Annotated in this window: 17 protein-coding genes; 13 read left to right on the top strand and 4 right to left on the bottom strand. The window is 71.5% G+C overall.

Annotated elements, in window-relative coordinates; genetic code table 11:
- Positions 1 to 23: 23 nt before the first annotated feature.
- Both ABCQ75_RS07000 and ABCQ75_RS06995 read left to right on the top strand, forming a co-directional pair.
- Positions 24 to 1,373 (top strand): UDP-glucose dehydrogenase family protein, encoded by a 1,350-nt coding sequence (locus ABCQ75_RS07000; protein ID WP_345884215.1) that lies wholly within the window; start codon positions 24 to 26, stop codon positions 1,371 to 1,373.
- Entirely contained in the window at positions 1,370 to 2,845 is a 1,476-nt protein-coding gene (locus tag ABCQ75_RS06995) for a sugar transferase (RefSeq protein ID WP_345884214.1), read from the top strand. Before ABCQ75_RS07000 ends, ABCQ75_RS06995 begins: the two co-directional genes overlap by 4 nt.
- A gap of 57 nt (positions 2,846 to 2,902) precedes the next feature.
- Here the strand turns inward: ABCQ75_RS06995 and ABCQ75_RS06990 are convergent, their stop codons facing one another.
- Positions 2,903 to 3,286, bottom strand: coding sequence for a DUF1622 domain-containing protein (locus tag ABCQ75_RS06990; RefSeq protein WP_345884213.1), 384 nt, complete (start codon positions 3,284 to 3,286; stop codon positions 2,903 to 2,905).
- A gap of 38 nt (positions 3,287 to 3,324) precedes the next feature.
- Complete coding sequence (locus ABCQ75_RS06985; protein WP_345884211.1) at positions 3,325 to 3,474, bottom strand: hypothetical protein; 150 nt, start codon at positions 3,472 to 3,474, stop codon at positions 3,325 to 3,327.
- 207 nt (positions 3,475 to 3,681) lie between these two features.
- Between ABCQ75_RS06985 and ABCQ75_RS06980 the strand changes: the two genes are divergently transcribed.
- The 3 genes from ABCQ75_RS06980 to ABCQ75_RS06970 all read left to right on the top strand — a co-directional run bounded on the left by ABCQ75_RS06980 (position 3,682) and on the right by ABCQ75_RS06970 (position 6,381).
- On the top strand, positions 3,682 to 4,335 hold the full coding sequence (locus ABCQ75_RS06980) for a CatB-related O-acetyltransferase (RefSeq protein ID WP_345884210.1): 654 nt from the start codon (positions 3,682 to 3,684) through the stop codon (positions 4,333 to 4,335).
- A 570-nt stretch (positions 4,336 to 4,905) separates the two neighbouring features.
- Complete coding sequence (locus ABCQ75_RS06975; RefSeq protein WP_345884208.1) at positions 4,906 to 5,475, top strand: iron transporter; 570 nt, start codon at positions 4,906 to 4,908, stop codon at positions 5,473 to 5,475.
- Positions 5,476 to 5,607: 132 nt separating this feature from the next.
- Positions 5,608 to 6,381, top strand: a complete 774-nt coding sequence (locus tag ABCQ75_RS06970) for a hypothetical protein (RefSeq protein ID WP_345884206.1) — start codon at positions 5,608 to 5,610, stop codon at positions 6,379 to 6,381.
- A 119-nt stretch (positions 6,382 to 6,500) separates the two neighbouring features.
- On the opposite strand, the gene ABCQ75_RS06965 is transcribed toward ABCQ75_RS06970, so the two are convergent.
- Complete coding sequence (locus ABCQ75_RS06965; protein WP_345884204.1) at positions 6,501 to 7,706, bottom strand: Fic family protein; 1,206 nt, start codon at positions 7,704 to 7,706, stop codon at positions 6,501 to 6,503.
- A 320-nt stretch (positions 7,707 to 8,026) separates the two neighbouring features.
- Here ABCQ75_RS06965 and ABCQ75_RS06960 point away from each other — a divergent pair, with 320 nt between their 5' ends.
- The 7 genes from ABCQ75_RS06960 (at position 8,027) to ABCQ75_RS06930 (ending at position 13,869) form a co-directional block, all read left to right on the top strand.
- Positions 8,027 to 8,485, top strand: a complete 459-nt coding sequence (locus ABCQ75_RS06960; protein ID WP_345884202.1) for a hypothetical protein — start codon at positions 8,027 to 8,029, stop codon at positions 8,483 to 8,485.
- Positions 8,482 to 9,147, top strand: a complete 666-nt coding sequence (locus ABCQ75_RS06955) for a TetR/AcrR family transcriptional regulator (protein ID WP_345884200.1) — start codon at positions 8,482 to 8,484, stop codon at positions 9,145 to 9,147. Before ABCQ75_RS06960 ends, ABCQ75_RS06955 begins: the two co-directional genes overlap by 4 nt.
- A complete protein-coding gene (locus ABCQ75_RS06950; RefSeq protein ID WP_345884198.1) occupies positions 9,144 to 9,938 on the top strand; it encodes a maleylpyruvate isomerase family mycothiol-dependent enzyme in 795 nt (264 codons plus the stop codon). Before ABCQ75_RS06955 ends, ABCQ75_RS06950 begins: the two co-directional genes overlap by 4 nt.
- A gap of 110 nt (positions 9,939 to 10,048) precedes the next feature.
- Entirely contained in the window at positions 10,049 to 10,861 is an 813-nt protein-coding gene (locus ABCQ75_RS06945) for an SGNH/GDSL hydrolase family protein (RefSeq protein ID WP_345884196.1), read from the top strand.
- 51 nt (positions 10,862 to 10,912) lie between these two features.
- Positions 10,913 to 12,049 (top strand): acyltransferase family protein, encoded by a 1,137-nt coding sequence (locus tag ABCQ75_RS06940; RefSeq protein ID WP_345884195.1) that lies wholly within the window; start codon positions 10,913 to 10,915, stop codon positions 12,047 to 12,049.
- Positions 12,050 to 12,076: 27 nt separating this feature from the next.
- Positions 12,077 to 13,435 (top strand): serine/threonine-protein kinase, encoded by a 1,359-nt coding sequence (locus ABCQ75_RS06935; RefSeq protein ID WP_345884193.1) that lies wholly within the window; start codon positions 12,077 to 12,079, stop codon positions 13,433 to 13,435.
- A complete protein-coding gene (locus ABCQ75_RS06930) occupies positions 13,432 to 13,869 on the top strand; it encodes a hypothetical protein (RefSeq protein WP_345884192.1) in 438 nt (145 codons plus the stop codon). The genes ABCQ75_RS06935 and ABCQ75_RS06930 overlap by 4 nt, the downstream gene beginning before the upstream one ends.
- Before the next feature lie 181 nt (positions 13,870 to 14,050).
- Here the strand turns inward: ABCQ75_RS06930 and ABCQ75_RS06925 are convergent, their stop codons facing one another.
- A complete protein-coding gene (locus ABCQ75_RS06925) occupies positions 14,051 to 15,544 on the bottom strand; it encodes a GntP family permease (RefSeq protein ID WP_345884190.1) in 1,494 nt (497 codons plus the stop codon).
- 192 nt (positions 15,545 to 15,736) lie between these two features.
- On the opposite strand from ABCQ75_RS06925, the gene ABCQ75_RS06920 reads away from it, so the two are divergent.
- Entirely contained in the window at positions 15,737 to 16,513 is a 777-nt protein-coding gene (locus tag ABCQ75_RS06920) for an SDR family NAD(P)-dependent oxidoreductase (RefSeq protein ID WP_345884189.1), read from the top strand.
- Positions 16,514 to 16,515 lie beyond the last annotated feature (2 nt).

The raw sequence follows: 16,515 nt of genomic DNA, 5'->3' as shown, positions 1-16,515 counted from the left end.
GGATCACGCTTCAGGGGGACAGTATGAGAATCAGCGTTATCGGCACCGGGTACCTCGGCGCTACACATGCGGCATGCATGGCCGAGCTGGGCTTCGAGGTCATGGGTCTGGACATCGACCCGGCGAAGATCGAGGCCCTGTCGCAGGGTGTGCTCCCGTTCCACGAGCCGGGGCTGCCCGAGCTGCTGCGCAAACACGTGGCCACCGGTCGGCTCCGGTTCACCACCTCCTACGAGGAGGTGGGCGCATGGGCGGACGTCCACTTCATCGGCGTCGGAACACCGCAGCGGGCCGGCGAGCACGCCGCGGACCTGCGCTTCGTCCACGCCGCTGCCCGGTCCCTTGCGGAGAACATCTCGAAGGACGCGCTGATCGTGGGCAAGTCCACGGTTCCCGTGGGCACGGCGCGCAGCCTCGTGGACGTCATCCGGCGGCACAGCGATCCCTCGGTGCGGATCGGCCTCGCCTGGAACCCGGAGTTCCTCCGCGAGGGCTTCGCCGTCCAGGACACGCTCGCACCGGACCGGATCGTCTTCGGCGTCGACGACCCAGCCGACGAGTCCGTGCTGCGCGCCGTGTACGCGAGGGCGCTCGAGAACGAGACGCCGCTGATCGTCACCGACTTCGAAACCGCGGAACTCGTGAAGGTTGCCGCGAACGCGTTCCTCGCCACCAAGATCTCCTTCATCAACGCGTTCTCCGAGATCACCGAGACCGTGGGCGGGGACATCCGCACACTCGCCGACGCGATCGGCCACGATGCCCGGATCGGCCGCAGGTTCCTCAACGCCGGGGTCGGGTTCGGAGGTGGCTGCCTGCCCAAGGACATCCGCGCCCTCCGGGCCCGCGCCAGCGAGCTCGGACTCGACCAGAGCATGCGGTTCCTCGCCGAGGTAGACCAGATCAACCTCCGCCGCCGGGACCGCGTGGTACACCTCGCCGAGAACATGCTCGGAGAACTCGCCGGGAAGCAGGTGGCGATCCTTGGAGTCGCCTTCAAACCGGACAGCGACGACGTGCGGGACTCCCCCGCCCTCGATGTGGCCGTCCGGCTCTACAACGCCGGTGCCGACGTGCGCGTCTACGACCCCAAGGCCAACCACAACGCCGCCGGGCGCTTCCCGAGGCTCGACTACGTCGACTCGCTCGAGGCGGCCTGCTCGGGTGCCGATCTGGTGGTCCTTCTCACCGAGTGGCGCGAGTTCCGCGAGCTCACGCCTGAAGACCTCGGCCCCCTCACCGAAGGCCGCCGGCTCATCGATGCGCGCAACGTGCTCGACGCCGAAGCCTGGGAGGCCGCCGGCTGGCAGTTCGTCTCGCTCGGCAGCAAGTACACCCCCGCGCGCGAACCGGTGAGGTCCGCGGCGCCATGAGCGTCAGACTCGAGGAGCGGGCTGCCCCGCGCGCGGCCATACGGAGCTGGTTCAGGACCCAGCCTGCGCGGCTCGCCCTCGTTGACCTCGGGTGTGTTGTGTGGGCCACGAATGGAGCGCAGGTCCTGCGCTTCGGCGTGGTCAACGAGCAGCTCCGCATCGGAGGCCAGCACACGCCGTATGCGCTGATCTCCCTCGCTGTCATTCTCGTGTGGTGGCTCATGCTCGGCCTCTGGGGCAGCCGCGAGCAGCGTGTCCTCGGCTACGGCCCCGAGGAGTACAAGCGGGTCATCTCCGCCACGCTCTGGCTCTTCGGCGGCATCGCGATCTTCTCCTACGTCTTCCAGCTCGAGACCGCGCGCGGGTACGTGGCCATCGCCCTTCCCATCGGGCTCATGTCACTGCTCGCTGGGCGGTGGGTGCTCCGCAACCTGCTCATCTCATCGCGCAACCTAGGCAGGAACCTCCATCGCGTCCTGCTCATTGGCGGTGAGGACTCGGTGGCCCACCTACATCGGCAGCTGGGCAAGAACCCCGCCGCGGGATACAGGCCGGTTGCCGCCTACCTGCCCGGGGGACGCGGCACCACTGGGCTGCAGTCGGCGGCAGGGACCCTGCCCGTCGTCGGGCACAGTCTGGTGCTCCAGGACATCTTGGACGCCATCGAGGAGAGCGGCGTGGACACCGTGGCGATCTCGGCCGGCTCCGCCTTCGCGCCGTCCACCCTGCGACAACTGGGCTGGAAGCTCGCCGCGCGGGACATCAACATGATCGTGGCCCCCGCCCTCACGGACGTCGCAGGGCCGCGCATCCACACCCAGCCCGTGGCAGGGCTCCCGCTCATCCACGTCACCACGCCGAAGCTGGACGGCTCCAAGCGGCTGTTCAAACGCCTTTTCGACATCAGCGCCTCCGGGCTCGCGCTCATCGTGCTCGCCCTGCCCATGCTCCTCGTGGCCGCGCTCATCAAGCTCGACGACCCCGGCCCGTCCATCTTCCGCCAACGCCGGATCGGCAAGGCCGGCGCCTCCTTCGAGATGCTCAAGTTCCGCTCCATGGTGGTCGACGCCGAGGCACGGCTCAGGGCGCTGCGCGAGCAGAGCGAGGGCAACGGGGTGATGTTCAAGATGAAGCAGGACCCCCGCATCACCCGGATCGGCCGGTTGATCCGCCGCTACTCGATCGACGAGCTTCCCCAGTTCATCAACGTCCTCAAGGGGGACATGAGCCTCGTGGGGCCCCGCCCGCCGCTGCCGTCCGAGGTGGAGGCCTATGACGACTCGGCCCACCGCCGCCTGCTCGTCAAGCCGGGCATCACGGGCCTCTGGCAGGTCTCCGGCCGCAGCGACCTCTCCTGGGAGGACACCGTCCGCCTGGACCTCTATTACGTGGAGAACTGGTCGCTCACCCAGGACCTCATGATCCTGGTCAAGACGTTCCGCGCCGTCGTCGCCAAGTCCGGCGCATACTGACCTCGCCGGCCGCGTCCGGGCTGAGCCCGTGGGAGGAAGCGGCGGCGCCGGGCCCGCTCAGGCGGGTTCGGCGCCGTCCGCCACCGCGTCCGCCACGGGCGCGGCACGCTTCTGCCAAGGCCAGCGGCCGGTGATCTCCAGCTCGAGCGAGAAGCTCAGGAAGGTCCGAATGATGACGATGAGGCCCAGGACGATGACGGTGTCGAAGGTCGGGGTCACGGCGACCGTGCGCACGATGTCCGCGCCCACGAGGAGCTCGAGGCCCAGCAGCACCGAGCGACCCAGCTGGCGCCGGAAGCGGCCGTAGAGCGAGCCCCGCTCGCCCTTGGCCCAGCGGAGGACGACTGCCGCCGTCGCGACGACAGCGCCGACCACGATGGCGGCGACCCCTGCGAGGTCGAGGAACTGCCCCGCGGCCTCGACAATCGGCTTGTACTCCACGGGGCTCCTCTCGCAGGCGGGCTGCTGTCAGGAGGGCATTACCTCCAGTTGAGGACGATGAAACCGATCACCATGACCACGAGGCCCAGGACCAGCACGGTCTTCGCGGCGTCGATCCGCTTGCGGTTGCGCAGCTTCCACTGCTGCCGCTCGTAACGGGTCCGCTCGCGGCTCTTCCTATCCGACATACCTGTCCCCCTCCGGACTGCTCCTACGCGCGCCTCCGCACGTCCGTGTCCAAGACTAGCGGGCGGGGCGGGTGCGTTACGGCCTACCGGGTCACTTCGTGTTGCCCCGTCGCGGTCTGAATACCTTTGAGTTCATGCCTAGGAGCGGCGTGCAATGTGGAATGCATGACGGCCGGTCCGAGCTTCGTGTCCCTTAGAATCGGCTTCATGGTCTCACTCGGGAACATCCTCCCTCAAACGTTGATCAACGAGATTCACCTCTTCAAAATTCGCCGTGCGTTTCCAAACGCGAGCTACATCAGGTCCCACATGATCTCATTGAGCGCGACACTTGGCCGCGGGGTCGGCCTTGCTGAGGGCGTAGTTGTCAACGCGGGAGTTTCGATGGGTGACTACACCTATGTAAACCGCGGAGGCCTGATCTTCTCGGGCACGATTGGCAAGTATTGCTCAATCGCCCACTATGCTCAGATTGGTGCAGAGCAGCACCCAGTCAACTATCTCTCGACCTCCCCGCTGATCTATGGCTCACGAAGCGTCTTTGGCGTCGGTCCGGGTTTCGCCGAACTGTCTGCGCCCCCCACTATCGGCTGTGATGTATGGATAGGAAGCGCTGCCTGCATCATGCAAGGAGTTACTGTCGGACATGGGGCAATCATCGGAGCAGGTGCTGTCGTGACACGGGACGTCGAGCCGTACACAATCGTGGCCGGGGTCCCGGCTCGACGCATTGGCCAGCGATTCGACGATGCCACCGTAAGCCAGCTCCTCGATCTCGAGTGGTGGAACGTTCCAGAGGAGGACCGGGACAGAATTCGGCCGATGATCGCCGCCGGTGACGCCTTCCTGAATCTGCTCTAGGTGTCTGGGCGCAACCGGCGCGACGTTCGCCATGGTGCTGCGGCCGGGCTGCATTCAGGGTCACCGTGTCCTGTGCCCCTGCCCCGGCGACCCGTACTGCCCGAGATATCAGATGCACGCCGACCACTGACCATTGGACGGCGTTCGGAGTACGATTGTTATGTCGGCGGATCCCCCTAAGGCGCCGGCCGGAGGCTCCCCCCGGACGCAAGTCCGGGGGCCCTTCTATGTCCGGCCCACTCCGTGAATGCGCACGAAGAAGCCGCCGCCGCGGCGGCCCACGAGCCCGCGCCGCTGGCCGCCGTCGTGCGCCATGACCTGGGCCGCCACGGGCGTTGGCAACCGCCCCCCAGCCCGCTTGTGCCAGCCCGCGCGTCCCAGCATCCGCGCCCATCGGCAGGCCCAGTGCCCGCGCTCGCGTAACGCCGCGAGAATTAGCGCAGGCGAAGTTTGCGTAAGTCGCCTGTCATGGGCAATACTCGCCACTTAGGTGAGGCTAAGCTTCCTCACGCAACTCGAGGGCCTGCCCCTGCAGGCCCTCTCCCATGACCGTCGACAAAGGACTGATTGATGCTTCGCGCTGCCCTTGCCGCCCTGACCGCCCCCCTCGCCCTCGCCGCCCTCACAGGCTGCGGCGCCCAAGCCGCCGCAGAGGAGAAGGCCCCCGCCCCCGCCGTTCCCGCCGGCGTCCAGAAGCAGTACGAGGTGCTCGCCGAGGAGCTCGCCGAGAAGGGCAAGACCGTCGAGTCCGGCGAATGGACCGTCAACCTCATCACCGAGGCGGCCGAGCCGTGGTTCGAGCACGGCACGCACTTCCGCGCGCCGAAGGCCGGGGAGACCCACCACATCGAGATCATCCCCACCGAGACCTCGACCGGCCGGATCGTCCCCGACGTGCCCATCACCCTCGAGGTTGTCAACGCCAAGGGCAAGGTGGTCCAGGAGCAGAAGCTGAACTTCTACTACTCGACCTTCTACCACTACGCCAACAACTTCACCGTGCCCGAGGACGGCACCTACACCCTCCGCGCCACCCTCGGCTCGCCGGGCTTCAACCGCCACGGCGAGGAGACCGAGACCCCGGCCCTGGCCGAGGGCGCGACGGTCGAGTTCAAGGACGTCGAGCTCACCAAGGAGTAGTCCCCGCGCGGCGCCGGGGTCCGTCCCGGCCGCCCGCGCCGCTCAGGCACCCCGGGCGCTCCCCCCTTCAATGCGTCCGGGGTGGCCCCCGCCCCCTCCCCCCCTCCCCCAGGACTTCCTTCAAGGACCACGGTGACTCCCTCCACCTCCTCCCCGCCGGCGCCGCTCGGGCCGGGGCCCGGCCTCTGGGACGCGGCCCTCGGGCAGGCCGGCCGGGCAGCCGCAGCTGCGCCGGCTGCAACGCCGACTGAACCGGACGCCGTACCCGCGGTGCCGGCCGCGCCGGACTCCGCTCCGGCCGCGGCGCCGGCCGCTCCGGACGCCCCGCCCGCCACGCCGGGGATCCCGCCCGCACAGCAGACGCGCCTCCAGCGGCGGATGGCCCTGCTCGGAGCGCTGTGCACCGCGGGCTGGCTGGCCTCCGCGCTGACAGGCCACTTTGCGGACTTCGGCCCGGACCTCCACCGGGTCGGGCTGGCCGTCCACATCCTGGCCCTCGTGCTGTCCTTCGGCACCATCCTCGCGGTCGACTGGCTCGGGCTGCTGTGGCTGCTGGGCAAGGTCGAGATGCACGCCCCCGGCAAGCTAGAGGCAGCCGCGAAGCCGCTCATCTGGGGCGGGCTGGCCCTCCTGCTCGCCTCCGGCGCGCTGATCCAGCCCGATCTGGGCAACCCGGTCACCGTGGTCAAGCTCGTGTGCGTGCTGGTCCTCATGCTCAATGGCCTGGGCATCGCCCCCGCCATGCACCAGCTGCTCGCCTTCCCCGCCTGCACGCGCTTCGGCGAGCTCACGCGCAGGCTCCGCCTGCGGCTCATGGTGGCACTCACCGTCTCCCAGGCCTGCTGGTGGACGGCCGTGCTCATCGGACTCGTCAACAGCACGCTGCGCCGCTGGACCGGCGCCTGACGCACCGGTCCACAGCGAGGGCACGGTCGTCGTCGTCCGCTGAGGCCAGTGTTCCTCCTCCCGCGCGCATGTCCGCAACGCACACGTGCCGGCGACGCGCTGTCCGCGCGCGGCGTCATTCAGTCCGCGCGGCCGCGGCGGCCCGCGCGCTGCGCGAACGCATCGAGCGCCCGGAGCACCTCTTCGGAGCGCCAGTTGCGGCCCATCCTGTGCTTGTTGGCCCCGACGACCACCCCGGCCTCCTCGAGCAGCCCCAGCGCGCGCCAGGCCGTCGTGGTGGAAAGGCCGAGCTCCTCCTCGAGGACCCGCGAGGTCACCACCGGCTGGCGCTCCAGCAGGTCCATGACCTTCCAGACGGCGTTGTCCGCCCGGGCGGTGACCTTCCCGTTCCAGCCCTCGCGCGCCCGCCTGATGTCCGCGGCGAGCTGGCGGCCGTTCCCGATGGCCCGGAACGCGGCCTCGCAGCCCATCCGCACGATCTCGTCCGGTTCGCCCTCCCGGTAGGCGTCGAGCGCACGGTGGTAGGCGCGCACGTCCACGAGCAGCCCGGCCGAGATCGGCACGGTCACGTTCCGGGCGAGCCCCTTCCCTCGAAGGATCGCCTGGAGGAGCGCGCGCCCGGTGCGGCCGTTGCCGTCCGTGAACGGATGGATGGTCTCGAACTGGGCGTGGGCGAGCATCGCGTGCGCGAGCACCTGGATGTCGTTGCGGCGGACGAACCTGGCCAGATCCTCGATCAGCCCGGGCACGCGCTCGAACCTGGGCGCGACGTAGTCGGCGCCGACGGGACTGCTCGCGCTGGTGCCGATCCACACCGGCTCCTGCCGCCAGCGGCCGGCCTGGTCCGGGTCGGCATGGACCATGAGGGCCCGGTGCATGGCGAGGATGCTCTCCGGGGTCGTGTCGTCGGCCGCGGCCAGGGCGGCGCGCATGGCCGCGACGTTGTCCACGACGAGGGTGGCGTTGCGCTTGGAGGTGTCGCCCAGCTCGGCCATCGCCACGCTGCGGGCATTGGCGGTGACGTTCTCGATCATCGACGAGGAGACCGACTCGGTGCGCAGCAGGACCGAGGCGAACGGCGCAAGCCCGGCCCCGAGCTCGGCGTCGAACTCGCGCACGGCCACGGCCGCGTCCTCGAGCTCGGCCGCGAGCCCGCCCGACGGCGTGTAGGACGCCTGCCCGATCAGGGCCGGCACAGCGGCGCGGTACTTCTCGGTGCGCTCGCCCAGGGCGGCGCGCGGCCCGTACTCGTGGCGGCTGGTCCGCTCGAGCAGTTCGTCCGCGACAGCGGGCCACGTTCCCGCAGGGACTTCCTGCACGTTCATGCGTCCTCCGACCTGAGAATCCGTTGGGACGTTCTTTTCAGCTGGCCTGCCAGTTGAAAAGATCCTGGCCCTATTCTTTCAACTTCTCACGGACATGAAAAGCCCGGGGCCCGTTGCGTTCCAAGTGCAGCGAGCGAGCGTGCCGGTCGACGTCGGTGGTGGCCCATCCACGGGCACCCCGAACGGGGCCCGACGAGGAGGCAGACGTCGATCAGGCCCCTGGCGGGCCGCCGAATCCTTGACTGGCTACTGCCTATAGCTCAAGCTATAGGCAGTAGCCAAACCTCCCGGGCGCGGCTCCTGACGAGTAAGGACCAGCCATGAGCACTCATGCCGTCCCAGCACCGTCCCGCCATGCGCGCGTGGGCAGGACCCCTCTCATCGTCGGAGCCGCCGCGGGAGCGGTGGCCTTCGCCCTCGGGCCCGCGCTCTTCACCCCGTCCGCCGAGGTCCCGCCCCTGGAGGGCATCGAGCTGCCGCTGTTCATCGGGCTCGCCGTCATCGAGGCCGTGGCCCTCGCGATCGGCGTGGCGTTCGCGATGGCCGGGCGCCCGCTCGTCGCCACGGTCTTCACGAGTGCCGCCCGGGTGACCGCGGTCCATCTCGCACTGACCTGGGCGCTCGTCTCGTGGTGGGTCCACGACGGCCTCCACCTCGTCGCCGGCTACAACATCCCGCTGCTCCTGGGGATCGAGTACGGCTTCCACGCCACCCTGATCGTCGGCGCCGCCGCCGTGGCGTTGGCCGTCCTGCAGGAGGCCAGGAGCCGGGCTTCGTGAGCGTGGCCGGGATCGTCGCAGGGCGGGCAGGCGAGACGCCGCGGGAAGGCCGGCGCGGACGACGGCGGCGGGACACCCTCGCGGAGATCCTCGCCATCTCGCTGGACGTCATGGGAGAGGAGGGAGTCGGCGGGCTGAGCCTCGCCGAGGTCGCCCGCCGCATGGGGATCAAGCCACCCTCGCTCTACAAGCACTTCGCCTCCAAGGACGCCGTCTACGATGCCCTCTTCGCGCTCGGCGCCCGGGCGCACCACGACGCGGTGGCCGCAGCGGTCGAGGGCATGGCTCCGGGGCTCGAGAGGCTCGAGACCGGGTTCGAGGCGAGCATCGACTGGTGCATCGGGAACCCCGTCCTGACGCAGCTCCTCTTCTGGCGCCCCGTGCCCGGGTTCGTGCCCTCCGCAGAGGCCTACGCGCCCACTGCGGAATCCATCGCCCTCCTCCACGAAGGCCTCGAGGAGTGCGTCGCCGCGGGCGCCCTCCGGGAGCAGGTCCTCGGCGAGGAGGGCATCGCGCTCTTCACCTCGTTCGTCAGCGGGATCGTCACCCAGCAGCTCGCGAACGAGCCAGGGGCCGGCCTCGCCTCAGGCAGGTTCACCAGACACCGGAAGGCGGCCTTCGCCTCCTTCGTGGCCCACTACGCGGCCGGGTCCGCGCCATGAGCCGGCCGTGGTCCGAGGCGGGCATCCCCGCCTCCGAGGTGATCTCCCTGGACGAGGCGGAGCTGGGCGCCCTCCTCGCGCTGCTCCGGAGCCTCGATGGGCCCGAGTGGGAGCTGCCCACCGACTGCACCCTCTGGACCGTGCGGGACATCTGCGCCCATGCCGTGGGCCTCACCGACCTGATCCTCCACCCGGCGCGGTGGGCCGGGGACCTCCTCGCGAGCCGCCGGGAGTACCCCACGATGAGCCGCCTGGACGCCCTGAACCAGCTCCACGTGGACCGGCGCGCCCGCCGGTCCGGGCCGGATCTGGTCGCGGACTTCGGGGCCCTCGTGCCCGCCCGCCTCGCCCTGCGCCGGCGTGTCCCGGCCTGGGCGCGGTGGCTCCCGCTCCCGGGCGGCTTCTCGCTCCCGCCGGGAACGCTACTGGGGTACCTCCTCGACGTGATCCTCATCCGGGACCTGTGGATGCACCGGGTCGACATCAGCACCGCCACCGGGCGGCCACTGGCCCTCGACGGCCACGACCGCGCCATCGTCCACCGCGTCATGGCGGACCTCGCGGTCGTCTGGGACGGGCCTCCCGGCGTCGTGCGCCTCGCAGGACCGGCCGGCGGCGCCTGGACCGTGGGAGGAACCGACGCCCGGAGTGCGGACCCCCGCGGCACCGTCGAATGCGACGCCGTCGAGTACATGAGGTGCCTCGCCGGGCGGAACGACCAGCCTGGGCTCCACCTCACGGGCGACCCCGCCGTCGGCGGCGCGGCGCTGAGGGCCCGGGTGCCGTTCTGAGCGGGGTGCCGTTCTGATTGAAGAGGCGTGCCGCGGGGCAAGGGCTAGCCTTTGGACCGGACTGACCAGCCTCTGAACCGGGCTGGTCCAGACGTGCGAGGGGGTGCAGGATGAGCCGTTCCAGGCCGCGCATGGGGAATGGGCGCAGGATGCTCCTGGCCGCAGGCCTTGCCCTGCTGGTGCTTGCGGCCGTCGCGGCCGGACTGTTCGCGGCGGCCAGGCCCGGCGGCGTCGGCGGATGGCTGGGTGGCGGCAGCCCGCCCGGCGGGACCTCCAGCGGGGCAGCCGGCGGGGCGTCCAACGAGAAGGCGGGCACGGACGCGGCCCCCGGGGGCGACGGACCGCTCGTGGCCTTCATCGGCGACTCCTACACCGCGGGCTCCGGGCCCGTTCCCCGGGAGGGGACGTGGGCGGCGCGGCTGGCCCGGGCGGAGGGCTGGCGCTCCCTCAACGTGGCTGTGGGCGGCACCGGCTACCTCAAGGAGTACCGGGCAGACCGCTCTCGCCCCTGCGCCGGGCAGCTCTGCTCGACCTACCTCACCCAGGCAGCGGAGGTGGTCCGGGCGCATCCGGACGTGGTGATCGTGGCCGGGGGCCGCAACGACGGCCCGGCCACGACGCCCCAGCTCGACGCCAGCGTGGACGCGCTCTACGCCCAGCTGCGGGACGGCCTGCCCGAGGCGCAGATCATCGCCCTCTCCCCCATCCTCGGCGCGGACGACTCACCCCGCGCCCTGGCGGGCCTCAGAACCGCGGTGCGCAACGCCGTCGTGCGCGAAGGCGGCACCTACGTGGACCTCGGCGCGCCCCTCGCGGGGCGGCCGGACCTCATCCTGGGGGACGGCGTGCACCCGAACGCCGCCGGCCACGAATTGCTCGCGGACGTGACGGCACGCCTCCTGCCGCCATTGCGCCGTCGGTAGAATCGCCACGAGCGCCCGCCCGGGCCGGGCGCCACACCACACGGGGGAACGATGTCCGCAACCGAGTACCCGCGGCTCGCGGCACTCACGGGCGTGCGCTTCCTCGCTGCCTTCGCCGTGCTCATCTCCCACTTCCACGCACGCGGCCTCACCCCGATCCCACTGGAGCTCTACGCCTTCCTCGACGCGGGCCGCACGGCCGTGGTGCTGTTCTTCGTGCTCTCCGGCTTCATCCTCACCGTCAACTACTGGAACCTCGAGAGCGGGCCGGGCACTCGGCGCTTCCTCGTCAACCGCCTGGCCCGGATCTACCCCGTGGCGCTGCTGGCCCTCGGGGTCGGGGCGGTGGGAACGCTCATCGCCGCGCAGCCGGGCAACGGGCACCTGCTCCGGGAGTGGTACGGGCTGGAGCGGATCAGCGTGCCCGGGCTCCTCGGCGGCCTCCTGGGCCAGCTCAGCCTCACCACCTCGGTGCTGCCGTGGGCCGAGCTGAACCAGCCCTGGAACGGGCCCGCGTGGAGCATCTCCGTGGAGGCGTTCTTCTACCTCTCCTTCCCGGCACTCATCATGTGGATGCGCAGGAAGCCCCTGCGCTGGATCGCGCGGGCGTGCGTGCTCGGGTTCGCCGGGCAGGCGCTGCTCGTCATCGGGATCCTGGCGCTCGCACGGGGCCCCGCGGGCTGGTACCTCGTGTACCAGTCGCCGATGGCGCACTTCTTCGCGTTCTTCCTCGGCGTGGCCGCCGCCCTGGCGTACCTCCGCGGCGGACGCGAATGGCTCGCGGAGGGACGACGCCGGGCCCTCGCCGTGTGGGGGTCCGCGGCGGGGATCGCGGGCCTCTCCGCCGCGCACCTCACCGACCCGAAGTACCTCCTCATGACGCCGCTCTTCGCCCTGCTCATCCTCGGCCTTGCCACGCCGATAGCCGTCCGGGGCGGCGGGGCCCGCCCGGGCGCCCTGGGCCACCCGGTGCTCGTGCTGCTCGGGGAGGCCTCCTACGCCCTGTACATGCTGCACACGCCGCTCATGAACCTGTACAGCCTGGCGGGCCCCGGGCCTGTACTGGGCTGGGTGCTCTTGGCGGCGACCGTCCTTGCCTCCATCGTGGTGTTCTCCCGGTTCGAGACGCCGGCGCGGAAGGCGGTCATCGCCGCCCTTGCCCCCAAGGCGGGCTTCCGCTCCCGGTGAGGCGACCGCCCGGCATAGCATGGGCGGATGGCGGGGAACGACGGCGGGGAGAACAGCGCGCGCACCAGGGGCACCGGCGGCGCGGGTGCAGGCCTGCTCGCCGGACGCTACCGGCTGCTCGAGCCCCTGGGCCACGGCGGGATGGCAACCGTCCACCGGGCGCGGGACGAGCTGCTCGGGCGCGATGTGGCCGTCAAGGCATTCCGCGCCGACCCGCAGGACCCCCGCGCCGCCGACCGCCGCCGCACTGAGATGGAGGTCCTCGCCTCCCTCGCGCACCCGGGGCTGGTCTCCCTCTTCGACGCGGGGTTCGCGAGCGGCGGGGACGGGCCGGTCGAGTACCTCGTGATGGAGTACGTGCCCGGCAGCGACCTGCATGCGCGGCTCGCCGGCGGGCCGATCGCGCCGGGGCTCGTGCGCCGGCTGGGGGCCGAGGTGGCCGCAGCGCTCGAGTTCATCCACTCCCGGGGGATCGTGCACCGGGACGTGAAACCGGCCAACATCCTCCTGCCCGAGGGCTGGGACGCGGGCCGCGCGGGGGCCAAGCTCGCGGACTTCGGCATTGCCCGCCTCGCCGATGCCGCCGGGCTCACCCTCCCCAACACGACCCTCGGCACCGCCGCCTACCTGAGCCCCGAACAGGCGCTCGGCCGGGACGTGGGCCCGGCCACGGACGTCTACGCCCTCGGGCTCGTGCTGCTCGAGGCGCTCACCGGCGTCCGCGAGTACCCCGGGGCGGCTGTGGAGGCCGCGGCGGCCCGGCTCTCCCGCCCGCCGCGCGTCCCCGAGGGGCTCGGCGCGCCGTGGGCCGGGCTCCTGGCGGCCATGACCGCCGCCGATCCGGCCGACCGCCCCGACACCGCCGCCGTGCTGCGCGCCCTCAGGCACGACGCCGACCCCACCCTCCCGCTTCCCGCTTCTGGCGGCGCTGTTGCTCGGGACGCGGCTGGTTCTCTGCTGCCCCACCCCACGCCCGGGCAGCTGACCAACGCGACCCTCCCGGCGGTGCCGCTCGGCGGCCTGGGCGAGAGGACGGCGTCGGGCGCTGTACCCGGAACGAAGGCGCGCGGGAGCGCTGTACCCGAAACGGAGAGAGCACCCCAGCGCGCTGTACCCGGAACGAAGGCTCCCGGGCGCGCTGGCGGAAGGTCGGCGTCGGGCGCTGTCCCACCCGCGCCGCGCCGGGCGCCGAGGAGCGCACGGAGGCGGACGCTGTGGATCGCGGGGGCGTCGGCGGCGGCGCTTGCCGGGCTCGCCCTCGTCGTCGCACTGGCGAGCGGAAGCCTCACCCCCACGCCCGCGGCCCCGTCCGCGCCCGCGGGGCCGGCGCTTCAGGGGCCCGCCGAGGAGCACATGCGCCAACTCGAGGAGAGCGTGCAGCCATGAGGACACTGCCCTGGGGCCCGCTGCGCGCCGCCGGCGCGGCCTTCGCGGTCGCGGCCCTGCTCGCCACCGCCGGCTGCGCCGGGAGCGGCTCGGCCCTCGACCGGGAGGCCGCCTCCGGCCTCCAGACACGCGCCGCGGACGTGCGCGCCGCCGCGGCGCAGGGCGACCCGGCCGCCGTCCACGACGCCCTCGACGCCCTGGAGGCGGACGTCCGCGCCGGCGCCTCCGAGGGGCGGATCGGGGCAGAACGGGAGGCCCGGATCCTCGGGGCCATCGAGACGCTGCGGAAGGACTTCCCGCTCCCGTCGCCCACGCCCACGCCGAGCCAGACCGCGACCCCCACCGAAGAGCCCGAGGAGCCGGAGGAACCGCAGGCGCCGGGCAAGGACGGGAAGGGCGAGGGCGACCGCGGCAAAGGGAAGGGCAAGGACTAGGCCTGGCGCCCGATGCGCGGCGAGCGGCCTGGGGACGGGCCGGGGGACGGGCCGGGGCCGGGCCGGGGACGCCGCACAGGAAGAGGCGGGCGCGCCGGGAAGGTCCCCGGTGCGCCCGCCTCTCAGGTGAGCCAGCCGAACCGACTGAGCCAGCCCAGCCGCCTCAGCTAGCCCAGCCGCCTCAGCCGACGATCAGGTTGAGGATGAACAGCAGCGGGATGGAGCCGGCCCAGACCGCCGTGGTGATCCCGGACCAGCCGCGCAGCGCCGCCGTGCCCTCGAGCCCCGTGAACCGGGTGACCACCCAGAAGTACGAGTCGTTGAAGTAGCTCAGGATCATCGAACCCGCGGTGCAGGCGACGGCCGCGACGAGCGGGCTGATGCCGAGCGTCGCCACGAGCGGCGCCGTGACCGAGGCCGCCGTGATCATGGCGACCGTGCCGGAACCCTGGGCCAGGCGCACGAGCGTCGCGACGAGGAACGGAACGAGGAACGCGGGCAGCGCGGTGGCGGCGATCGCATCCGCCAGGGCGTCGCCGACGCCGGAGCTGCGCAGCACCTGGCCGAGCGCGCCGCCCGCACCGGTGATCAGCAGGATGAGGCCGGCCGAGGAGGCTGCCTCCGCGAACCAGTGCTGGACGCGCGTGCGCGGGGTCCAGCGGGGCAGGAGCACGTAGACGGCCAGCAGCACACCGATGGTCAGCGCCACAACAGGGTTGCCGATGAACACGAACGGGACTGCCCAGTCCGAGGGCTCGTACTTGGCGCCGAGGGTCCCCTGGGTGTTCTGGTCGATGGCGCTGGTCACCGTGTTGAGCACGATCAGCAGCAGCGGGACGAGCAGCGGCAGGGAGCCGACGAGCGCTCCCACCCGGTGCCGCTTGGCCCCGGCCGGCGGGGCGCCCAGAGCCGGGTCCGGGTCCTCGGGGAGCTCGGACGCGGCGGGCTCCCCGTCCCAGTCGGCAACCCCCGTCGCGGTTCCGTGGTGGTGGCCTCCTGCGGCGGCGCCGACGACGGCCGCCCGCTCGTACACGGCCTCCTTGACCTCTTCGGTCACCGAGGACTCGAGCTTCGGGCCGATCCACTTGGCGTACAGCACCACGATCGGCAGCAGCAGGACGGTGAAGGCGAGGCCGACCAGGATGACTGCGCCGAGGTCGGCGCCTAGGAGGCCGGTCACCGCCAGCGGGCCCGGCGTGGGCGGAACCAGGTGGTGGGTCAGGGTCATGCCGGCGCCGAGCGCCAGGGCCAGGGTGACGTAGCCTGCACGCTTGACCCGGGCGATCGACCGCGCCAGCGGGTTCATGATCACGTAGCCCGAGTCGCAGAACACGGGGATGGACACGAGCGAACCGACGCTGGCCATGGCCCACGGCTCCCGGCCCTTGCCGAAGACGCGCAGGAACGACATGGCCAGGGCGTTCGCGGCACCGGAGACCTCGAGGATCTTGCCGATCGCGACGCCGAGGCCGATCACGATGCCGATGGAGCCCAGGGTCTTGCCGAATCCGGTCGTGATGCTGTCCACGATCTCGAGGGCGGACTGGCCGGCCACGAGACCGGTGACGAGCGCCGCGATCAGCAGCGCCACGAATGCGTCGAGCCGGGTGCGGAGCACGAGCACGACGATGGTCGCGATGCCCAGGACCAGCGCCAGCAGAAGTTGTAGATCCACGGTGATTTACTCCTTGCGGGGGAACGGATGCCGGGCTTGGCGAGGCCCGGGCAGCCCGGCGCGAACATCCTCTTGCATCCGCTGGTGGCCGGTTGCGGGGAAGGTTGACTTCGCGACGTGACGGCTGTCACGCTAGCCTGACGTAAGACATCTGGCAAGTGCGCTGGATGCTTGACCAAGGAGAACATCAGCGTGAGCTCACCCCTGTCCTTCCCCGCCGACCGCACCGCCGTCCTCACCGGAGCAGCCTCCGAACGCGGGATCGGCCGCGCCACGGCGGACCTCCTCGCCAGCCAGGGCTGGCACATCGCCATCCTCGACATCGACGGCGACGCCGCCGCCCGCGCCGCCGAGCACATCGCCTCCCGCCACGGCGTGCAGGCCCTCGGCCTCGGCACCGACGTCTCCGACGAGGACTCGGTGGACGCCGCCGTCAGCCGGATCGAAGCCGAGCTGCCGCCCGCCGTCGCCCTGCTCAACATCGCCGGGATCAGCTCCCCCACCCCGTTCATGGAGGAGACCAAGCAGGGCTGGGACCGCGTCTTCGCCATCAACATGACCGGGACGTTCCTCGTGACCCAGCGCCTCCTCGGCGGGATGATCGAGCGGGGGCTCGGCCGCGTCGTGAGCATCTCGTCCATCTCCGCGCAGCGCGGCGGCGGGACCTACTCCAAGGTCGCCTACAGCTCCTCCAAGGCAGGCATCATCGGCTTCACGCGCGCTCTCGCCCGCGAGATGGGCGAGCACAACATCACGGTCAACTGCATCGCGCCGGGCCCGGTCGACACCGACATCATGGGCGGGACCCTGACCGAGGAGCGGAAGCAGGGGATGTCCCGGGACATCCTCGTCGGCCGCGTCGGCACGGTCCAGGAGATGGCGGCCCTGATGGGCTTCCTGGTCAGCGAGGAGGCCGGCTTCATCACGGCGGCCACCTACGACATCAACGGCGGGCTGCAGGTCTCCTAGCC

It is taken from the genome of Sinomonas halotolerans, assembly GCF_039615075.1.
In the GTDB taxonomy this organism is placed as follows: domain Bacteria; phylum Actinomycetota; class Actinomycetes; order Actinomycetales; family Micrococcaceae; genus Sinomonas; species Sinomonas halotolerans.
The sequence above is the reverse complement of the archived record's forward strand: the minus strand, read 5'-3'. Positions and strand labels throughout refer to the sequence as shown.

What these genes read in the sequence shown, in the direction of transcription:
- ABCQ75_RS06945 (WP_345884196.1), top strand. Translation starts at nt 10,049, where the DNA reads ATGAGCCGTTCCAGGCCGCGCATGGGGAATGGGCGCAGGATGCTCCTG.
- ABCQ75_RS06985 (WP_345884211.1), bottom strand. Translation starts at nt 3,474, where the DNA reads ATGTCGGATAGGAAGAGCCGCGAGCGGACCCGTTACGAGCGGCAGCAG.
- ABCQ75_RS06940 (WP_345884195.1), top strand. Translation starts at nt 10,913, where the DNA reads ATGTCCGCAACCGAGTACCCGCGGCTCGCGGCACTCACGGGCGTGCGC.
- ABCQ75_RS06935 (WP_345884193.1), top strand. Translation starts at nt 12,077, where the DNA reads ATGGCGGGGAACGACGGCGGGGAGAACAGCGCGCGCACCAGGGGCACC.
- ABCQ75_RS06980 (WP_345884210.1), top strand. Translation starts at nt 3,682, where the DNA reads ATGGTCTCACTCGGGAACATCCTCCCTCAAACGTTGATCAACGAGATT.
- ABCQ75_RS06995 (WP_345884214.1), top strand. Translation starts at nt 1,370, where the DNA reads ATGAGCGTCAGACTCGAGGAGCGGGCTGCCCCGCGCGCGGCCATACGG.
- ABCQ75_RS06965 (WP_345884204.1), bottom strand. Translation starts at nt 7,706, where the DNA reads ATGAACGTGCAGGAAGTCCCTGCGGGAACGTGGCCCGCTGTCGCGGAC.
- ABCQ75_RS07000 (WP_345884215.1), top strand. Translation starts at nt 24, where the DNA reads ATGAGAATCAGCGTTATCGGCACCGGGTACCTCGGCGCTACACATGCG.
- ABCQ75_RS06930 (WP_345884192.1), top strand. Translation starts at nt 13,432, where the DNA reads ATGAGGACACTGCCCTGGGGCCCGCTGCGCGCCGCCGGCGCGGCCTTC.
- ABCQ75_RS06975 (WP_345884208.1), top strand. Translation starts at nt 4,906, where the DNA reads ATGCTTCGCGCTGCCCTTGCCGCCCTGACCGCCCCCCTCGCCCTCGCC.
- ABCQ75_RS06960 (WP_345884202.1), top strand. Translation starts at nt 8,027, where the DNA reads ATGAGCACTCATGCCGTCCCAGCACCGTCCCGCCATGCGCGCGTGGGC.
- ABCQ75_RS06950 (WP_345884198.1), top strand. Translation starts at nt 9,144, where the DNA reads ATGAGCCGGCCGTGGTCCGAGGCGGGCATCCCCGCCTCCGAGGTGATC.